Annotated in this window: 15 protein-coding genes and 1 pseudogene; 9 read left to right on the forward strand and 7 right to left on the reverse strand. The window is 65.3% G+C overall.

What is annotated here, in order from left to right; genetic code table 11:
- The first annotated feature begins 47 nt into the window (after positions 1 to 47).
- Positions 48 to 1,049 carry a dienelactone hydrolase family protein gene (locus tag ACVILL_RS35780; RefSeq protein ID WP_456733348.1) on the forward strand — a complete coding sequence of 334 codons (1,002 nt, stop codon included), beginning with the start codon at positions 48 to 50 and terminating at the stop codon, positions 1,047 to 1,049.
- A 6-nt stretch (positions 1,050 to 1,055) separates the two neighbouring features.
- Here the strand turns inward: ACVILL_RS35780 and ACVILL_RS35785 are convergent.
- Positions 1,056 to 1,920 (reverse strand): annotated as a pseudogene (locus ACVILL_RS35785) (DMT family transporter).
- 158 nt (positions 1,921 to 2,078) lie between these two features.
- Here ACVILL_RS35785 and ACVILL_RS35790 point away from each other — a divergent pair.
- Positions 2,079 to 3,434: an aminotransferase-like domain-containing protein gene (locus ACVILL_RS35790; RefSeq protein WP_456734440.1), complete on the forward strand. Its 1,356-nt coding sequence runs from the start codon at positions 2,079 to 2,081 to the stop codon at positions 3,432 to 3,434.
- Positions 3,435 to 3,526: 92 nt separating this feature from the next.
- Here the strand turns inward: ACVILL_RS35790 and ACVILL_RS35795 are convergent, their stop codons facing one another.
- The 5 genes from ACVILL_RS35795 to ACVILL_RS35815 form a co-directional block, all read right to left on the reverse strand.
- Entirely contained in the window at positions 3,527 to 4,183 is a 657-nt protein-coding gene (locus ACVILL_RS35795; RefSeq protein ID WP_456733349.1) for a carboxymuconolactone decarboxylase family protein, read from the reverse strand.
- 111 nt (positions 4,184 to 4,294) lie between these two features.
- On the reverse strand, positions 4,295 to 5,107 hold the full coding sequence (locus tag ACVILL_RS35800; RefSeq protein ID WP_456733350.1) for a penicillin-binding transpeptidase domain-containing protein: 813 nt from the start codon (positions 5,105 to 5,107) through the stop codon (positions 4,295 to 4,297).
- Positions 5,108 to 5,193: 86 nt separating this feature from the next.
- Complete coding sequence (locus ACVILL_RS35805; protein ID WP_456733351.1) at positions 5,194 to 5,457, reverse strand: EscU/YscU/HrcU family type III secretion system export apparatus switch protein; 264 nt, start codon at positions 5,455 to 5,457, stop codon at positions 5,194 to 5,196.
- Positions 5,454 to 7,037 carry a flagellar hook-length control protein FliK gene (fliK, locus tag ACVILL_RS35810; protein WP_456733352.1) on the reverse strand — a complete coding sequence of 528 codons (1,584 nt, stop codon included), beginning with the start codon at positions 7,035 to 7,037 and terminating at the stop codon, positions 5,454 to 5,456. The genes ACVILL_RS35805 and fliK overlap by 4 nt, the downstream gene beginning before the upstream one ends.
- Positions 7,038 to 7,101: 64 nt before the next feature.
- A complete protein-coding gene (locus ACVILL_RS35815) occupies positions 7,102 to 7,881 on the reverse strand; it encodes an ATP12 family chaperone protein (RefSeq protein WP_456733353.1) in 780 nt (259 codons plus the stop codon).
- A 70-nt stretch (positions 7,882 to 7,951) separates the two neighbouring features.
- On the opposite strand from ACVILL_RS35815, the gene ACVILL_RS35820 reads away from it, so the two are divergent.
- From ACVILL_RS35820 to ACVILL_RS35850, 7 genes are all read left to right on the forward strand, one after another.
- On the forward strand, positions 7,952 to 8,407 hold the full coding sequence (locus tag ACVILL_RS35820) for a hypothetical protein (protein WP_456733354.1): 456 nt from the start codon (positions 7,952 to 7,954) through the stop codon (positions 8,405 to 8,407).
- Between the two features lie 98 nt (positions 8,408 to 8,505).
- Entirely contained in the window at positions 8,506 to 9,315 is an 810-nt protein-coding gene (locus tag ACVILL_RS35825; protein WP_456733355.1) for an IclR family transcriptional regulator, read from the forward strand.
- 192 nt (positions 9,316 to 9,507) lie between these two features.
- Complete coding sequence (locus ACVILL_RS35830) at positions 9,508 to 10,689, forward strand: aminotransferase class V-fold PLP-dependent enzyme (RefSeq protein WP_456733356.1); 1,182 nt, start codon at positions 9,508 to 9,510, stop codon at positions 10,687 to 10,689.
- A gap of 158 nt (positions 10,690 to 10,847) precedes the next feature.
- The gene (locus tag ACVILL_RS35835; protein WP_456733357.1) at positions 10,848 to 12,146 is read left to right on the forward strand and encodes a dicarboxylate/amino acid:cation symporter; all 1,299 of its coding nucleotides are present in this window, start codon (positions 10,848 to 10,850) and stop codon (positions 12,144 to 12,146) included.
- A 402-nt stretch (positions 12,147 to 12,548) separates the two neighbouring features.
- The gene (locus ACVILL_RS35840) at positions 12,549 to 14,357 is read left to right on the forward strand and encodes a multicopper oxidase family protein (protein ID WP_456733358.1); all 1,809 of its coding nucleotides are present in this window, start codon (positions 12,549 to 12,551) and stop codon (positions 14,355 to 14,357) included.
- Positions 14,357 to 16,531: an alkaline phosphatase family protein gene (locus ACVILL_RS35845; RefSeq protein WP_456733359.1), complete on the forward strand. Its 2,175-nt coding sequence runs from the start codon at positions 14,357 to 14,359 to the stop codon at positions 16,529 to 16,531. Before ACVILL_RS35840 ends, ACVILL_RS35845 begins: the two co-directional genes overlap by 1 nt.
- Before the next feature lie 183 nt (positions 16,532 to 16,714).
- On the forward strand, positions 16,715 to 17,089 hold the full coding sequence (locus ACVILL_RS35850; RefSeq protein WP_456733360.1) for a hypothetical protein: 375 nt from the start codon (positions 16,715 to 16,717) through the stop codon (positions 17,087 to 17,089).
- Between the two features lie 31 nt (positions 17,090 to 17,120).
- Here the strand turns inward: ACVILL_RS35850 and ACVILL_RS35855 are convergent, their stop codons facing one another.
- Entirely contained in the window at positions 17,121 to 17,429 is a 309-nt protein-coding gene (locus tag ACVILL_RS35855; protein ID WP_456733361.1) for a hypothetical protein, read from the reverse strand.
- Positions 17,430 to 17,514 lie beyond the last annotated feature (85 nt).

A 17,514-nucleotide genomic window follows, 5' to 3' on the forward strand; every position in this document is an offset into this window, starting at 1 on the left:
ATGGTTAGCGCGCGCTTTACACTTCGGCGAGGTCACAGGGGGAAATCATGCTCAGCTACGGTCGCCTGGCCGCCATTGGCGCGGTGCTTCTCAGCGCCCTCCTGTTCGCCTGTATCGAGACCAGCGCGCAGCAGATCCCGAAGGAGATCGCGGCGCGCACCGAAATCTACGGCATCCCCTCGCTGACGATCTCCGACCACCAGTTCCTGACCGGCGATCCCAACGGCAAGGCGGTGACGGTCGGCGGCGAATTCCGGATCGCGCAAGGCACCGGCCGGCTGCCGGTCGTGGTGCTGATGCACGGCTCGAGCGGCGTCGGCGCCGGCATGGACGGCTGGGTGCGCCACTTCAACGGCATGGGCATCTCGACCTTCGTGATCGACGGCTTCTCCGGCCGCGGCCTGACCGCGACCGGGCCGAACCAGGCCCTGCTCGGCCGGCTCAATTTCATCGTCGACATCTACCATTCGCTGGAGATCCTCGCCAAACATCCAAGGGTCGATCCCGAGCGCATCGTGCTGATGGGATTCTCGCGCGGCGGCCAGGCCACGCTCTATGCGAGCCTCGATCGCTTCAACAAGCTGTGGAACAAGTCCGGCGTACAGTTCGCGGCCTACATCCCGTTCTACCCGGATTGCTCGACCAGCTACCTCACCGATACCCAGGTCGCGGCACAGCCGATCCGGATCTTCCACGGCACGCCTGATGATTATAACCCGGTGGCGAGTTGCAAGGCCTATGTCGCGCGCCTGCAAGAGGCCAAGCGCGACGTGGTGCTGACCGAATATCCCGACTCCGCGCATGGCTTCGACGCCGGCCTGATCGGCAACAACACCGTGGTGGAGGCGACGGGATCGCAGACCGTACGCCACTGCACCATCAAGGAAGGCGAAGGCGGCGTGCTGATGAACGCGTCGACGCAGGCGCCGTTCAGCTACAAGGATGCCTGCGTCGAGTTCGGTCCGCATGTCGGCGGCAACCCGACCACCGCGATCGAAGCCCGCAAGGCGGTCAGCGATTTCCTGCAGGCGCTGTTCAAGCTGGGCTAGCCGCGGTCAAGCGAAGCGGCGTGCGAACACGACGCAGGCGACGACGAGCATGGTCGCCGCGATCATCGACCAGGCGACCGGCTCATGCAGCAACAGCCCGGCCAGCGCCAGGCCGAAGAACGGTTGCAGCAGCTGCAACTGGCCGACGCTCGCGATGCCGCCGATCGCAAGGCCGCGATACCAGAACACGAAGGCCGACCAGCATGCTGAAGACAGAGACATAGGCGAGCCCGAGCCAGGCCGGCGCGCCGATGCCCTGCCAGCTCGGCGGCAGCGTCATGATCGTCATCAGCAGCACCACCGGCGCCGAGAGCACCAGAGCCCAGGAGATCACCTGCCAGCCGCCGAGCCGGCGCGACAGCGCTGCACCCTCGGCATAGCCGAGGCCGCAGACGATGATGGCGGCGACCATCAGGAGGTCGCCGGTCAGCGACGCCGATCCGTCGCCCGACAAGGCGAATGCCCCGACCGTCGCGCTGCCGATGCAGGAGAACAGCCAGAACAGCGGCTTCGGCCGCTCGCCGCCGCGCAGCACGCCGAATATAGCGGTCGACAGCGGCAACAGCCCGATGAACACGATCGAATGCGCCGAGGTGATGTGCTGGAGCGCCAGCGCGGTCAGCAGCGGAAAGCCGATCACGACGCCGAGCGCCACGATGGTCAGTGACACCAGGTCCCTGCGCTGCGGCCAGGGCTGCCGCAGCACCGCAAGCAGTGCAGCACCAAGCAGCGCCGCGATCGCCGCCCGCGCCGAGGTCAGGAACAGCGGCGAGAACCCGGCCACGGCCACCCGTGTCGCCGGCAGCGAGCCGCTGAAGATAATCACGCCGAGCAGGCCGCTGCCCCAGCCGTCGATCGAAGCCTTGTCCATTGCACCGTACCTTGCCTTCCGAACGCGGAGCATAGCGATCGGAGGCTCGCCAAGGCAGCTACAGATCAGTACAATACTGCCAAACTGTATGGGCAAAGGTAGGCATACACTTGCAACAGCAATCCGATCCGCCGAAAGCCAAGCGGACCGCGGACGTGATGAACGCGATCCGCGCCAAGGTTGCGAGCCGTGCGCTGGTGGCCGACGACCGCCTGCCCTCGATCCGCGGCCTTGCCGCCACCATGGGCGTCTCGCCCTCCACCGTCGTCGAAGCCTATGACCGGCTGGTGGCCGAGGGCCTGATCCGCCCCCGCCCCGGCTCCGGCTTCTATGTCTCTTCGACCGCGCTGCCGCCGCTCGCGCTGGCAAAAGACCAGCCGCAGCGCGATCGCGCCGTCGATCCGTTCTGGGTGTCGCGGCAATCACTCGATGCCGAGGCCGGCGCGCTGAAGCCGGGCTGCGGCTGGCTGCCGGCCGAGTGGATGCCGACCGAGGCGCTGCGGCGCGCGTTGCGTGGCCTGGCGCGCGCCGATGATGCCGTGCTCTCGGACTATGGCGCGACGCGCGGCTCGCTCGCGCTGCGCCGGATCCTGATGGCGCGGTTCGCCGACGAGGGCCTCGAGGTGCCACCCGAGCAGCTGCTGCTGACCGCGTCCGGCACCCAGGCGATCGACCTGATCTGCCGCTTCCTGCTGCGGCCCGGCGACACCGTGCTGGTCGATGATCCCTGCTACTTCAATTTCCGGGCACTGCTGCGCGCGCATCAGGTTCGCATTGTGAGCGTACCGTACACGGCGTCGGGGCCCGACGTCGCAAGCTTCGAGGCGGTGCTGGCCGCCGAGCGGCCGCGGCTCTACGTCACCAATTCGGCGCTGCATAATCCGACCGGCGCGACGCTGTCGCCGCAGACCGCGCATCGCGTGCTGAACGCCGCCGCAGCGCATGACCTCACCATCGTCGAGGACGACATCTTCGCCGACTTCGAGCCGGAGGCGTCGGCGCGGCTTGCCGCGCTCGACGGGCTCAACCGCGTGATCCGGATCGGCAGCTTCTCCAAGACGCTGTCGGCCTCGGTGCGCTGCGGCTTCATCGCCGCGCGCGCCGACTGGATCGAGGATCTCGTCGATCTCCAGGTCGCGACCGGTTTCGGCGGCCCCAGCGCGGTCGCGACCGAAATCATCGCGAGCGTGCTGTCGAGCGGTTTCTATCGCAAGCATGTCGAGGAGCTGCGCCGACGCCTCGCCCGCGCCCGCCGCGATGTCGGCGACAGGCTGCAGCGTATCGGCATCGAGCCCTGGCTGATGCCGCGCGGCGGCTTCTATCTGTGGTGCCAACTGCCCGACGGGTGCGACTCCGCCGACGTGGCGCGCCTGGCGCTCGCGGACAATGTCGTGCTGGCGCCGGGGAATGTGTTCAGCGCCTCGCAGACAGTCGCCGCCTTCATGCGCTTCAACGTCGCGCAATGCCGGGACCCGAAGCTGATGCCGGCGTTGCAGCGGGCGATCGGGCGCTGAGGCGCGATGACATCAGGTTGTCATCGCGCCCTGACCTTGTTTTTTGAGCATGATCTTACTCGGAAACCCGCTTCGCACTTTTCCGGATCATGCTACTTCTCGCCGACCTTGAACGGCTCCTCCTTGCCCGGCGGCACGGTCTCCTCCGCCATCGCCAGGATCATCGCGACCATCACGTAATTGCCGGCAACCGCCGTGAGATCGACGATCTGCTGATCGTTGAAGATCTTCTTGGCCCGCGCATAGGTCTCGTCGGAGACCTTCCTCGTCGTGGTCAGCTCGGTGACGAAGTCGTAGACGACGGCCTCGTCGTCGGCCATTTTCGACGGACGGTTGCCGGCCTTGAGATCGGCGATGACGTCAGCCGACAGCCCGGCCTTGGCCGCGAGCGGCGCATGCGCGAACCACTCGACCTGCGACCGCCACTGCCGTCCGATGATCAGGATCGCGAATTCGTTGAGCCTGGTCGGCACCGAGGTCTGCCAGCGCAGGTAATAGAACAGATCGTAGAGGCGCTGGCCGAGCACCGGGCTGCGAATCATCGGATTATAGGGACCGCCGATGCCGACGCTCGACACCCTCATGATCTGCTCGCCGAGCGGCTTCTGCAGGTCGTTGAGCTGCTCCATGGTGAGCTGCGGGAAGCGCGGCTCCTTGCTGGTGGCCGGCGCCGAAAACACCGTGGCGGCGAGCCAGCCGCCGGCCGCGGCCAGCGTGAGCGACGAGAGCCAGACTGTTGCTGAATGCATGATTCCTCCGTTTCTTGCTTTTGACGCAGGCATGCTAGTCGAGCGGCGCGGCGGTCACCAGCCGCTACGCGCGCGCGGCAAACGCAAAGCGTATGCGCGGAAGTCAGGTCATCACAGCGCGACGATATCGGTGAGGCATTGCTGCGTGACGCTCATCCGCGCGTCGATCTGCGCCGGGGTCTTGCAGTCCATGTTCATCGCGAACACCGTGATATCGCTGCCCTTCTCCGACCAGCCGACCAGCCAGCCGAGCGAGCCGTGCTCCTTGTCGGTCAATCCGGTCTTGGCGCGAATGACGGCGTCCCCGACCTTGGTCACCGGAAGGATGTCGCACACCAACTGCTGGCTGCGCTTACCGACCGGCAGCACGCCGCGGCGCAGCCGGTCGAGGAAATCGATCTGCTGTACCGGATCGATCCGCAAGTTCCCGGAAACCCAGAACTGATCGATGCCGCCGCCGATGTCGCGGTTGCCGTAGTCGATGATGTCGAGATACTTCTTCATCCGCTCTTCGCCGATCCGGCGCGCGATCTCCTGGAACACCGGAAAGGCCGACACCGCAATCGCCGAGCGCAGCGTGTGATTCTTGTTCCAGGCCTCGATGCTGCGGGTAACGCCGTCCCATTTGAAGACGTCCTTGTCCGGGCCCTGCACCACGCCGGTCTCGAGCGCGATCAGCGCGTTCGGGATCTTGAAGGTCGAGGCCGGCAGCCTGCCCTCGCCGGAGCGCACCTTGTCGCTCGCGATGATCAGATAGTCGTCGACCTTGTAGCCGACGAAGGTACCCTCGGTGCCGAGATCGAAGAACCGCTTTTGCAGGCCGTCGCGAAACTCGCTGCGCTGGTAGGATACGTTGGCAAAGCTGCGCTGTGGCAGGATGCAAGCGGCAGCAAACAGACCGAGCGCATGGCGGCGATGGATCACGGGGGACCTTGGGTTGGTTCGGGTAACGACGATGGTGGATGGCATCTTGGTGAAAGGATGGCAACAAGCGTCTTCGATTGAAAACGCTACCGCGCCCGACCCGACATCCGCAGCACGAACACCAAGACCTCGGCGACCGCCTTGTAGAGCCCGGCCGGGATCTCGTCGCCGAGTTCGACATTGGAGAGCGCGCCGGCCAAGACCTCGTTCTCCTCGATCGGGATGTCGTTGGCCTTGGCGACCTCAATGATCTTGGCACCGATCGCGCCCTTGCCTTTCGCCACCACGCGCGGCGCGCCGACGTGGTCGTAATGCAAGGCGACCGCAAGCTGGTTCTTCGCGTCGCTCATGATGCGCGGTCCAGGAAATGACCGGCGCGTGCGGGTACCGGTTGGGGCGGGCTGCCGTCGCGGATCTCGATCTCGCCAGGCACGAGCTCGGCCCTGCTCAGCGCCTGGCTCAGCTCGGAGGCGCCGGCGCGCAATTGCGTGGCGGTCGAGGGACGCTCGGCCCACATCCGCACCGAGGTGCGTTCGCCGTTCAGCGAGACCAGCGCGTGCACCGGACCGGCCGGCTCGACGTCGAGCGTGAAGCGCGCCCGCCACACCCGCTTGGCCGCTTCGACTTCGCTCCCCCCGCTACCGTCGCGGGAGATCTCGAACTGCGCCATCGCCGTGCCCTGCTGGGTCAGGAACGGGATCTCGAAATTCCAGCGCGGCACCATCGCATCGAGCTGCGGACGCGCAGCATCGGCGCGGTCTGGCAGCGAGGCGACTTGCAGCAGCGTCTGCCGCGCCAGCGCCGCGTCGGTGTTTTCCAAGAGACGATGCGCAGCGGTTGCGAGCGGTGCTCCCTGCGCAATCGACGGTTCCGCAATGGCCTGGGCCGATGGCAGCGCGCCGTGGAACGGCGGCGGCGGCGTGTTGCTGCGCACGGTCACGTCGCCGGGCAGCATCTCCCTCGGCGCGGCGCCCTGCCGTGCGGGGTTGCCGAGTTCGTGCAACGCTTCCTGAATGAGATTGAGCGCACCGCCCGAGGACGGCCCGGCATCGAGCGCTTCCGCGAGCGCCCCGGCAAGCCCGGTGGCGCCGCGGGTCACGTCTTCGGCGACCGGCACGCGGGCCTGCGGCAGCAGGATCTCCAGAACTTCGAGATCTTGCGTGCCTGACGGCACGAGGCCCGGCGCCGTGCCGGCGCCCGGCAGCGACGGTTGCTGCGGCGGCGTGGACGCAGACCCTGCGGCATCTCCGGCGCCGAGCGAGGTCAGCGCCTGGCGCAGCACGATCAGCGCGGCCTTCAGATCGGGCGCGCCTCCGCTCGCGGGCGTGACGCCCGCTGCGAGCGTCGCCTCGAACAGCAGGCCGGACTTCTGGAAGCCGCTCTTGACCGCATCGCCGCTCAAATTCTCGTCGAGGCCGGTCTGCTGCGCCAGCACCTGCGCGATCGCGGCCTGCAGCTTTGGCGGCAGATTGGCGGAGGCGATCGCCGCAAGATTGGCAAACAGCGGCGCCTGGCTGCCCTGCACCGCCGCCGCATGCTGCGCCGTCGCCGTGATGGTGACGCGCTCCAGCGGCGTCAGCACGGCCTTCGGTGCCGCATCGACCGGCTGCGCAGCATCGGTGACGTTGGCGGCGGCCGGCGACAGCCGCACGGCATCGCCGCTGTCCGCGCCCGATCCAACCAGTTGCAGGCGGATGCCGTCATTGCTCTGCGAGACCGCAAGCTGCAGGTTCTGGCCTTGCTGCAGCGGCACCTCGGTCTGGACATCGATCGACAAGCTCGCGATCGCGATCCGTACCAGATCGGCGGACAGCACCTTCAGCACCTGCGCATTGACGACGCTGCCCGCCTCGAGCGTGAGGTCCGGCGCGACGCTGTCCGCCTCCTTCGAGGCGAGCACCGGCAGCACGGGATTGACGGCGATAGCCATGTCGGAGATCTCGGCCAGGCACGAGGGATGTGCCGCAGGCTAGCCCGGCGCCGTAAAGGTCTCGTTAACCCGGCCTGAACTCCCTGAGGACGCCGGCGGCGGCCTTGAAATCGGCCTGCCGGGCGGCGCGGCGCGCGGCGACCTCCTCGTCGACGCCCCATTTCTCGATGTTCCAGTCCTCGTCGACATGCGCGGCGGCCCAGACCTGGTCCGCATCGCGAACACCATGCGCCAGTGCCAGCGCCAGCAGCGCCGAACCGGTCAGCGTCGTCACCACATGGAGCGCCGCGACCGACCAGGGATCGGCCGGGAACGCGGCGCGCGCCGCCTTGATCGCGGGCTCGGGTTGGCCGACATGCATGACCCCCTCGGCCATCACGAAATGAGCTCCTAGCGCGTCCGCCGCCCAGAACAGGATCGGATCCCAATGCTGGGCCTCGCGCGCCACCAGCGTCTCGGGATGGCCGGCGCGGTAGAACAACAGATCGCTGCCGAGGAACTTTGCCGCGTCGTCGGCGACCTCGTCGACGCGATCGATCACCCCCTCGATCACGCTGTTGGCGAGCCGCGTCAGCGGCATGGTCACAGGGTCGATGGTCTCGCCCTGCGCATTCCATTCCGCCGCGACCGCATCCGCAATGGCGCGCGTCGGCACCACGATCGGCTTGCCGGAGGGCGAACGGACCTGCTTGCCGTCGAGCGTGATCGCAAATCCGCCATCGGCGTCAGCGACGCCGGCGCTGGTGTAGAAGCGCTTGCGCTGGGGTGTGCGGATGTGGCGCCGCACCGCCTCCTGCGGATCGAGCGGAGCTTGTTCAGGGATATCGTCGAAGAGTTCGCGCATCGCGCCGGCCGGCTTTCGTTTCGAAGGATTTCCCTGCAAGATATGTCAGCGGCAACGGCAAATAAAGCTGATGGGACGCGGCAAATTCCTCGCGGGTTTTTCGCTGGTTGCGGCGGTTCTCGCAGCCGCCACAGCCTGTGCCGGGTTCCGTACACCGGAATCCCTGATCCGCAATGTCTACGCCCATTATGGGCGAGGCAGCGCCGAATTCTCGAATGGCCTGCCGCGTGACGAGGAGACGGCCCGGCGGTTCTTCGATCCCACCCTGCGCGGCGCCTGGACCGCCCTGCATGACGCACCCTACGATTTCCTGGTGCAGAGCCCGAGCTGGCGGCTCGGCCCGATCTCGATCGCAGTCCCGCGCCGGCAGTTCGACAAGACCGATGTCACGGTCACTTTCGACAATGAGGGCCGCGCGGTCACGCTCAACTTCATCGTCGTCAACGGCCCCGACGGCTGGGTGATTGCGGATGTCGAGAGCCCGCACGATTCCTTGCGGATGTTTCTCGCGCAGTTCAGACGGTAGGCCGAAGCGATCCGCGACCGGGTCGCGAACCGGAAGGAGCCTTTCCGTTTGTGTTGCTGTAAAAAGCATTGGACGAGATCGACGCAGAGGATTGGGTCGTGGCCAACGAAGCTGACAGTTCCAACGACGGACCGCTGGATCGGGCGATCGCGATCCTGACCTTCGTTGCCGAGCAGAAGAAGGCCCTGTCGGTCGCCGAGATCGCCGCCGCGCTTTCCTTGCCGCTTCCGACCGCGCATCGCCTCATCGGCAATCTCGAAGCCCGGGGCCTGATCCAGAAGGCGCTCGGCACCAAGCGCTATGTGGTGGGAAGCAAGCTCGTCACGCTCGCGGCCAAGACCATCGGCGCGGCGTTCCGGACCGTGCGCCGGCACGCCGTGCTGAGCGCGGTGGCCGACCGTATCGGCGAACAGTGCGAGATCGGCGTCGTCCGCGACAACGTCGTGGTCTATGTCGACAGCGTTCGCTCCAAGCAGCAGCAGGCGCTGCAGTTCAATCCGGGCGAAGCGGCACCGCTCCACTGCACGTCGACCGGCAAGATCTACATGAGCCGTCTGCCCGCCAAGGTCCGCCAGCGGCTGGTCCATTCGCTCCGCCTCGTCCGCTACACCCCGACCACGATCGCCGACCCCGACGCGTTGCTGGCCTTGCTCGAGGAGACGCGGCGCCGGGGCTGGGCGAAGACCAACGAGGAATTCGTTCGCGGCGTTGTCGGTTGCGCCGTGCCGATCGTCTCGCCGGCCGGCGATCTGATCGCATGCCTGGGCGTTTCGGTGCCCGCGGCGCGGGTCGGCTTCGCAGGCCTCGACGCCTTCATTGCCCCCTTGCAGGAGGCAGCGACGCTGCTGTCCGAGACCATTTTACAGGATCATGAAGAGGATTTGTTAGATTCTCATTTTTCGGAATAAATACTCTCATTTTATGAATGAAATCTCGATCTAACGCCAATCCTGTGTATCCTTGCGGCAGATGATTGGGCTGACCACGATCTAGGCAGTTCTTTCCAAGTCAACTTCAAGTCCACTTCGACGTCACCAGAACTGACCACCGCCGGTCCGTCCGGCGGGACGCCTTGCCGTGCCCGAGCCACCGGAGTGATCATGCGCCAGCACTACGACGTATCAGCCGTCCGCAAGGACTTTCCCGCCGCCGAGCACGTGGTCTACCTCGACAGCGGTTTTCAGACGCCGCTCTCCCGCCCGGTGAAGGAGGCCTTCGAACGCTTTCTCTGGGAAGGCTTCGAAAACGCCGGCCCCAAGCAGATCTGGCTCAACCGCCTCGAAGAGACCCGCGCCAAGGTCGCTGATTTCCTCGGGGTCAAGCCGCACGAGATCGCCTTCACCAAGAACACCTCCGAGAGCATGAACATCGCGGCCAACGCGCTGCCGCTCCGTGCAGGCGACAAGGTTCTGATGATCCATGGCGATCATCCCAACAACGCCTACGCCTTCCTCAATCTGCGCAAGAAGGGCGTCGAGATCGTCTTCATCCCGATGACCGAAGTGGTCGATGCGGAGAGCTTCCGGCCGCATATCGACGAGCGAACGCGCGCGATCTCGATGTCGCAGGTCACCTTCCACGCCGGCCATCGCTTCGACGTGGAAAGCGTGGGCGAACTCTGTGCACAGCATTCGCTCTACTTCGTCGTCGACGTGATGCAGGGCATCGGCGTGGTCCCGATCGACGCCAAAGCCATCAAGGCCACGTTCATCGGCTCGGGCACGCACAAGGGCCTTCTGGTGCCGCAAGGGCTCGGCCTGCTCTACTGGGACGCGACGCGCACCGAGCTGGAGCCGGCCTACCTCGCGGCCGCCAGCCTTGCCGAACCGCCGCACGACTTCATCGCGAGGCCGGACAACATGGCCCTGCCCGCGACCGCAGGCCGCTTCGAGCTCGGCAATTTCAACCTTCCGGCAGTCCAGGCCTTGGGCGCGGCGATCGATCTCATCAACCAGATCGGAATCGAGAACATCCAGCAGCATTGCTTCGACCTCGGCGATTACCTGATCGAGCGCCTCGACCGGCTCGATGTCGGACTGGTCGGACCGCGCGAGCGGCAGCACCGCGCGCCGCACATCTATGTCATCGCGCTGCCGGCTACCGAGTGGCTGGATTACTTCACGCAGAACGGCATCCGTGTCTCGCCGGAGCGCGACGGCATCCGCGTTTCGCTCGGCATGTTCAACACCACCGACGATATCGACCGCCTCGTCGAGGCGATCCGCGCCCGCAACGCGCCGTCAATACAGGCTCGTACGGCGGTCCTGTCCAAGCTCGGTTAGCCGGAGTGGCTCACCGTTCGAACTCTCTTTTTTGAGCATGATGTTGTCGGAAAACCGGTATCCGCTTTTCCGGATCATGCTCTAGCGGCACTCCGAGACGCCAGTCAGGCGCGCCACAGCTCGGATGCCGCAACTCTCCGGTGGCGAAGGATCACGTCATGCAGGCAGGCAGCAGAGTCCAGACTTCGAGCAAGCTCACTACCTACATCATGGTGAGCCTGTTTCTCGGCATCGCCGTGGGTTACGCGTGCAACACACTTGCGAGCCCGGAACAAGCCAAGGCGATCGCGGGCTATTTCGCCATCCTGTCGGATATCTTCCTTCGCATGATCAAGATGATCATCGCGCCGCTGGTGTTCGCCACCATCGTGTCGGGGATTTCCAGTCTCGGCGCAAGCGGCGGTGCCGTCGCGCGCATTGCCGTCAAGTCGCTGGCCTGGTTCATCACCGCGTCGGTGATATCGCTCGCGGTCGGGCTCGTGCTCGCAAACCTGCTGCAACCGGGGCACGGTCTCGGTCTCGCGCTTCCCGACGCCAATGCCTCGGCCAACGTTCAAACCAGCAGCCTGAACGTCAAGGATTTCGCCGCCCACGTCTTCCCGATCAGCGTCGTGCAGGCGATGGCCGGCAACGAGGTGCTGCAAATCCTCGTCTTCGCGATGTTCTTCGGCTTTGCGCTGAGCGCGGTCAAAGGCACGCTTGCCCCCGACATCGCGCGGTCGATCGATCAGATCGTTCCGGTCATGCTGAAGCTCACCGACTACGTCATGCGCTTTGCGCCGGTTGGCGTGTTCGCGGCCATGGCCGCCGTCATCACCACGCAGGGGCTTGGGGTCCTCGTCACCTATGGAAAGTTCGTCAGCGCGTTCTATTTCGGGCTGCTGGTGCTTTGGGTGATTATCATCGGCGCAGGCAGCGTCGTGCTCGGCGGCTCGATCAGGAACCTGCTGCGCCTGCTCCGGCAACCGATGATGATCGCCTTCTCGACGTCCAGCAGCGAGGCAGCCTTCCCGAAGATGATCGAGCAGTTGATGAAGTTCGGCGTATCGGAGCGCATCACCGGCTTCGTCCTGCCGCTCGGCTACTCATTCAATCTCGACGGCTCGATGATGTATCAGACCTTCGCCGCGCTGTTCGTCGCCCAGGCCTTCAACATCGAGATGCCGATCACGACCCAGATCGCGATGCTGCTGCTTCTGATGATCACCAGCAAGGGTATCGCCGGCGTGCCGCGCGCGTCGCTTGTGGTCGCCGCCGCGACCCTGCCCACCTTCGGTCTGCCGGCCGGCGGCCTCGTGTTGCTGATCGGAATCGACGCCTTCCTCGACATGGGACGGACGATGACCAATGTCATCGGCAACGGCGTCGCAACCGCCGTGGTTGCAAAATGGGAGAACGAACTGGGCGAGCCTGCCGAAGCGGACGCCAAGTTCCTTCCGAGCGCCGTCGCGGGGTAGCAAGCAATCTGCGAATCGCGTGCCACGATCGTGTCGGCCGCGAAACAATTCGCTGGAACCAAACGGCCGCGATCGACTTCACATGACAGGAACAGCGACACCGAAAAAATTTCTGCCGATTGCCTGCGCGTCTCCGTATCTCCGCAATTGAGTCCGTGAATGCTTCATCCGATTGATCGCTCAACAGGTTTGAACGTCGCGCGCAGTTCTGCGTCGAAGTGCCGCAAGTTTCTGTCATCTGCGTGTTAAAAACCTGCCAGATTTCGGCAACAACGCGCCGCTAGCCTTCCCATACCAAACAGAAGCATTTGTCGACCATTGCGGTCGCAAGACGTGGACTGGCGTCACGCATGGCGCCGGTAGCGCGTTTGCGCGCCGATGGCGACGTATTGGCAGGGCGGCGTGGCACGACGACTTTCGACCGCATGTTGTGTCATCGCCGCGGCTTGCCTCGGGCTTGCCGCGAGCGGCGCGACGGCCTGGCTCGCCGCAGCGGGCGTGCAGGATGCGCCGCGAACGCAACAGGACGTTTGTGCGAGACCCGAGCCCGGAAGCCCGATCGCGGAGCCCGGCGAATTACGCAGCCGCGACGGCGTGCTCGAAACCGACCTCAGCATCCACGACGAGAAACTGCCGGATGGAACGAGCCGCTATTGCTATTCGACACCCGACGGCAAGCCCTCGCCGACCCTGCGGCTGAAGCCGGGCGATCAGCTCGTCATCCATTTCAAGAACGACCTCGTCGACCTCGACACGGCAACGCCTGCGATCGACCGCCCCCTCGCCGGTGCACCGATCTGCACAACGAGACCGAAAGTCGACGCTTGCGCGAGCGGCGCGATGACGCCGGTCTCGACCAATCTGCACTTCCACGGGCTGACCGTGCCGCCGGTCTGCCACCAGGATGAAGTGCTGAAGACCTCGATCCAGCCCGACGACGCGCCGTTCGAATATCGTCTACGCATTCCCGACGACGCGCCGCCCGGGCTCTATTGGTATCACCCGCATCTGCACGGCCTGAGCAAGACGCAAGTGCTCGGCGGCGCTTCCGGCGCCATCATCATCGAGGGCATCGAGCGCACCGATCCACAGCTCGCCGGCCTGCCCGAGCGTGTGCTGGTGATCCGCGACCAGGACCTCGTCAATCCCGACGCACCGCCGTCGAAATTCGAGCCGGTCATGACCAAGAGCCAGCTCGACAATGATGGCGACGTCGCCAATTCCGGCACCGGCTTCGGCAAGCCGTCGAAGGATCTCTCCGTCAACTTCGTGCCGGTGCCCTACCCGAACTATCCGCCGGCGAGGCTGACGATGAAGCCCGGCGAGCGACAGCTGTGGCGCGTGCTGAACGCGTCCGCGATCACCTATCTCAACCTCGCTTTGCTGGTCGGCCGCGCGCCGCAGCAGATCGGCATCGTCGGGCTCGACGGCGTGCCGTTGCAGTTCCAGGGCAGCCCGTCGCCGTCGGTGCAATGGGTCAACCATATCGGCCTGCCGCCGGGCTCCCGCGCCGAGTTCATCGTCGAAGGCCCGCCCCCCGGCGCCTCGGCCCTGCTGGTGACGCGCGCGGTCGACGCCGGACCCGCCGGCGAGAACGACCCCAACCGCGCCCTGGTCGCGATCACTGCCTCAGCCGATGCAAGCGAACCGCAGGCCGCGCTGCCCGCGCGCGCCGAGCCGCTGCCACGCGCCGAGCGGCCGTGGGTCGGCAACGTCGCACCGGTGCGCGTCAGGAAACTGTTCTTCTCCGAGCAGCCGGAGAATCCGAACGATCCGAACAGCCCGACCAAGTTCTTCATGACCCTCGACGGCGAGACCCCGAAGCCGTTCGATCCGCAGTCGGACGTGCCCGACATCACCGTGCGGCAAGGCGACGTCGAGGACTGGATCATCGAGAACCGCTCGATGGAGCTGCATGACTTCCACATCCACCAGCTTCACTTCCAGCTGCTCGACTGGTCCGGCGTCGCAGTCAACGAGCCGTTCCTGCGCGATACCGTCAACGTGCCCTACTACAACGGACGGATGCTGAAATATCCGAGCGTGCGCCTGCGCATGGATTTCCGCGATCCCAACATCGTCGGCACCTTCGTCTACCACTGCCACGTCCTGGAGCATGAGGACGGCGGCATGATGGGGCGGATCAAGGTCGTGCCGCGCGACACCGCAAGTTCCACCAAGCCGCTCAATCAGCAAAAAGGAGAGCTTTAATGCGCGACAGGCACAAGTCACGTTGGCTGCAGGGTTGCCGCCTCACCCTCAGCGCGCTTGCGCTAGGTCAATTCACCGCCGGCCCGGTGCTCGCGGAGGATTGGAATCACCACGGTGGACACGAGACCCGGTCGCCGATCAAGCACGTGATCGTCATCATCGGCGAAAACCGCAGCTTCGACCACGTGTTCGCGACCTACGTGCCGCAGCGTTCCGGCGAAAGCGTGTTCAACCTGCTGTCGCAGGGCATCGTCAAGCTCGACGCCAACAAGAACGCGATCCCCGGGCCCAACTTCGAAAAGGCGCATCAACAGGCGGCCATGGATAACGGCCCGAACGATGCCTTCCTGCTGAGCCCGCCGAAGCAGAACTTCCCGAAGGATCAGCTGCCGTCTCCGCTGGTCGGCGGCCCCAAGGTCTCCTACATCCCGAACAAGTGCGGCAGCTCGCCGATCACCACCTGCGAGGCGTCGCTTGCGCTGGCGCAGCAGTCGGAATCCGGCCTGCCGTCCGAGTACTACCAGTACCTGCTCTCAGGCGGCACCGGTCAGACCTCGCAGACCCCCGACCAGCGCATCACCAATGTCAGCGCGCTGCCGGCCGGTCCGTTCCAGCTCACCAACAGCGATGCGATGCCCTACGACTCGTATTCGGCGAGCCCGGTGCATCGCTTCTACCAGATGTGGCAGCAGCTGAACTGCAACCACTCGGCGGCCAGCCGCGACAATCCGTCGGGCTGCGGCGGCAATCTGTTCGCCTGGGTCGAAGTGACCGTCGGCGCCGGCGCCAACGGCGCAGCGCAACCCTCCAACTTCTCCACTGAGTACTCGCCGACCGCCACGACCACGGGTGAAGGTTCGACCGCGCTCGGCTTCTACAACGTGCAGAAGGGCGACGTGCCCTACTTCACCTCGCTCGCGCAGAAATACGCGATGAGCGACAACTTCCACCAGTCCGTCAACGGCGGCACCGGTGCCAACCACATCATGTTCGGTCATGCCGACATGCTCTACTTCAGCGACGCCTACGGCAACGCCGCGGTGCCGCCGAACGGCACCCAGGTGTTCGGCGGCACGCCCGACGCCGGCATCGTCCATATGATCGAGAATCCGAACCCGGCCACGGGCACCAACAACTGGTACACCGAGGACGGCTACGGCGCCGGCGGCAATGGCGGCTTCGCGCCGCCCTACCAGACGAGCCCGGTGTCCGGCGGCGGCTCCTACAGCGACTGCTCGGATGCGACCCAGCCCGGCGTCAAGCCGATCCTGGACTATCTGAAGAACATCCGGATCAACGCGAATTGCGAACCGGGCCACTATTATCTGTTGAACAACTACAATCCCGGTTATTTCGGCAACGGCAAGAACGCCTACACCGACACCAATCCCTCCAACACGCCGTTCACGATCCCGCCGTCGACCCGCAAGAGCATCGGCGACAGCCTGAACGAGCGCAACATCTCCTGGAAGTATTACGGCGACCAGTGGAACAACTACGTCAACGATCCCTATCAGCTGAACTGGGGCGTGGCTGGTCCGACCGCCGACGAGTACTGCAACATCTGCAATCCGTTCCAGTACGACACCTCGATCATGTCGCACCCCGAGCAGGTCGCAGCCCATATCAAGGACTCGGCTGATCTGTACTCCGACCTCTCCAAGCACACGCTGCCGGCAGTCTCGATCGTCAAGCCGAGCGGCTTCACCGACGGCCATCCGTCGTCGTCCAAGCTCAACCTGTTCGAAGGCTTCACCAAGAAGATCGTCGACCAGGTCGAGGGCTCCGACTACGCCAAGGACACCGCGATCTTCATCACTTTCGATGAAGGCGGCGGCTACTTCGACTCGGGCTATGTGCAGCCGCTCGACTATTTCGGCGACGGCACCCGCATTCCGCTGATCGTGGTGTCGCCGCTGGCGCGCCAGGGCCACATCTCGCATGAATATGCCGATCACGTCTCGATCATCAAATTCATCGAGCGGAATTGGCGCCTCGAGCCGATCACCCATCGCAGCCGCGACAACTACCCGAACCCGGTTGCCGCGCCCGGCAATCCCTATGTTCCGGTCAACAGCCCGGCGCTCAGCGACCTGTTCGACTTCTTCGATTTCGACGGCGGCGGCCATCACCATGGTGATGATAACGACCAGGGCGGCAACTGGAACAACTGACGCCCGCTTTTCATCACGCAACGATCCGCCGGCCCGAAAGGCCGGCGGATTTCGTTTGCGCAAACACCGGAACGGTGCGTGTCGCGTGATCACAAGGTCTCGATGCGATGTGGCCGGACGCTTGTGGTGCGGCGCGAACTTCACCAATCTCCGCGATGATCGGAACGACACCGGAGCCGACGCATGCGGCGCTTCCTTCTTCCGACGGCCTTGCTCACCGCCATCTGGCTCCTGCTGGCGCAAGGCGCCGAGGTGATCGTGCACTCGACCATGCATCCCATCATGGGTCCGGACCGCGACAGCGGCATGCCGCTTCCGCTCTTCCACCGCCAGAGCCTGACGCCGGACCTCGGCGCCATGGCGAAGCGCACCGGCGCCAAATACCTGATGCTGACCCACCTTGCGCCCCAGGTCGGGGCGACGCATCACGGCCCGTACAAGGTGCCCGGCGGTGCGCTGACCGAAGCGGATTATCGCACCGCCGCCGAGGCAGGCGGCTTCACGGGCGCGACGATCGTTGGCTCCGACCTCGCCACATTGCGCATTCCCGCCAAATAGACCGAAGCCTGCATCCCGGGACTTTCGCCCGTCAGTCGCGGGTGTTGGCGCAGGAGCGCGAATAGGCCGAGCGCTGGGACTGAGTCAGGCCGGCGGCCGCAGCCTCGTCCAGGCATCGGCTGATGCGGTCGCCGAACGATGTCCGCGGCGGGGACCGGAGGCTCGGCTGCGGCGGCGCGTCCATCTTCGGAATCGGCGGCACCTCGATCTTCGGCTGCGGCAGCGGCGGCGGCAACGGCGCATTGTTGATCGAGCCGCCGGGCAGGATGATCTGCGCGGAGGCGATCGGCGCGCCCGCGGCCCAGAGCAAGGTGCAGGCAACAATCAGGGATCGCTTCATGGCCTCTATTTCGTGACGCGATGTCCATGGTTCAAGTGATTACAGCATGCGTCAGCACGGGCCTTGAGGACAAGCCTGCCGGCCG

This window comes from Bradyrhizobium sp. USDA 3364 (assembly GCF_054056355.1).

Bases quoted from the DNA above. Each gene is read 5' to 3' on its own strand.
- ACVILL_RS35780 (WP_456733348.1), top strand. From the start codon at position 48: ATGCTCAGCTACGGTCGCCTGGCCGCCATTGGCGCGGTGCTTCTCAGC.
- ACVILL_RS35790 (WP_456734440.1), top strand. From the start codon at position 2,079: ATGAACGCGATCCGCGCCAAGGTTGCGAGCCGTGCGCTGGTGGCCGAC.
- ACVILL_RS35795 (WP_456733349.1), bottom strand. From the start codon at position 4,183: ATGCATTCAGCAACAGTCTGGCTCTCGTCGCTCACGCTGGCCGCGGCC.
- ACVILL_RS35805 (WP_456733351.1), bottom strand. From the start codon at position 5,457: ATGAGCGACGCGAAGAACCAGCTTGCGGTCGCCTTGCATTACGACCAC.
- fliK (WP_456733352.1), bottom strand. From the start codon at position 7,037: ATGGCTATCGCCGTCAATCCCGTGCTGCCGGTGCTCGCCTCGAAGGAG.
- ACVILL_RS35815 (WP_456733353.1), bottom strand. From the start codon at position 7,881: ATGCGCGAACTCTTCGACGATATCCCTGAACAAGCTCCGCTCGATCCG.
- ACVILL_RS35820 (WP_456733354.1), top strand. From the start codon at position 7,952: ATGGGACGCGGCAAATTCCTCGCGGGTTTTTCGCTGGTTGCGGCGGTT.
- ACVILL_RS35830 (WP_456733356.1), top strand. From the start codon at position 9,508: ATGCGCCAGCACTACGACGTATCAGCCGTCCGCAAGGACTTTCCCGCC.
- ACVILL_RS35835 (WP_456733357.1), top strand. From the start codon at position 10,848: ATGCAGGCAGGCAGCAGAGTCCAGACTTCGAGCAAGCTCACTACCTAC.
- ACVILL_RS35845 (WP_456733359.1), top strand. From the start codon at position 14,357: ATGCGCGACAGGCACAAGTCACGTTGGCTGCAGGGTTGCCGCCTCACC.
- ACVILL_RS35850 (WP_456733360.1), top strand. From the start codon at position 16,715: ATGCGGCGCTTCCTTCTTCCGACGGCCTTGCTCACCGCCATCTGGCTC.
- ACVILL_RS35855 (WP_456733361.1), bottom strand. From the start codon at position 17,429: ATGAAGCGATCCCTGATTGTTGCCTGCACCTTGCTCTGGGCCGCGGGC.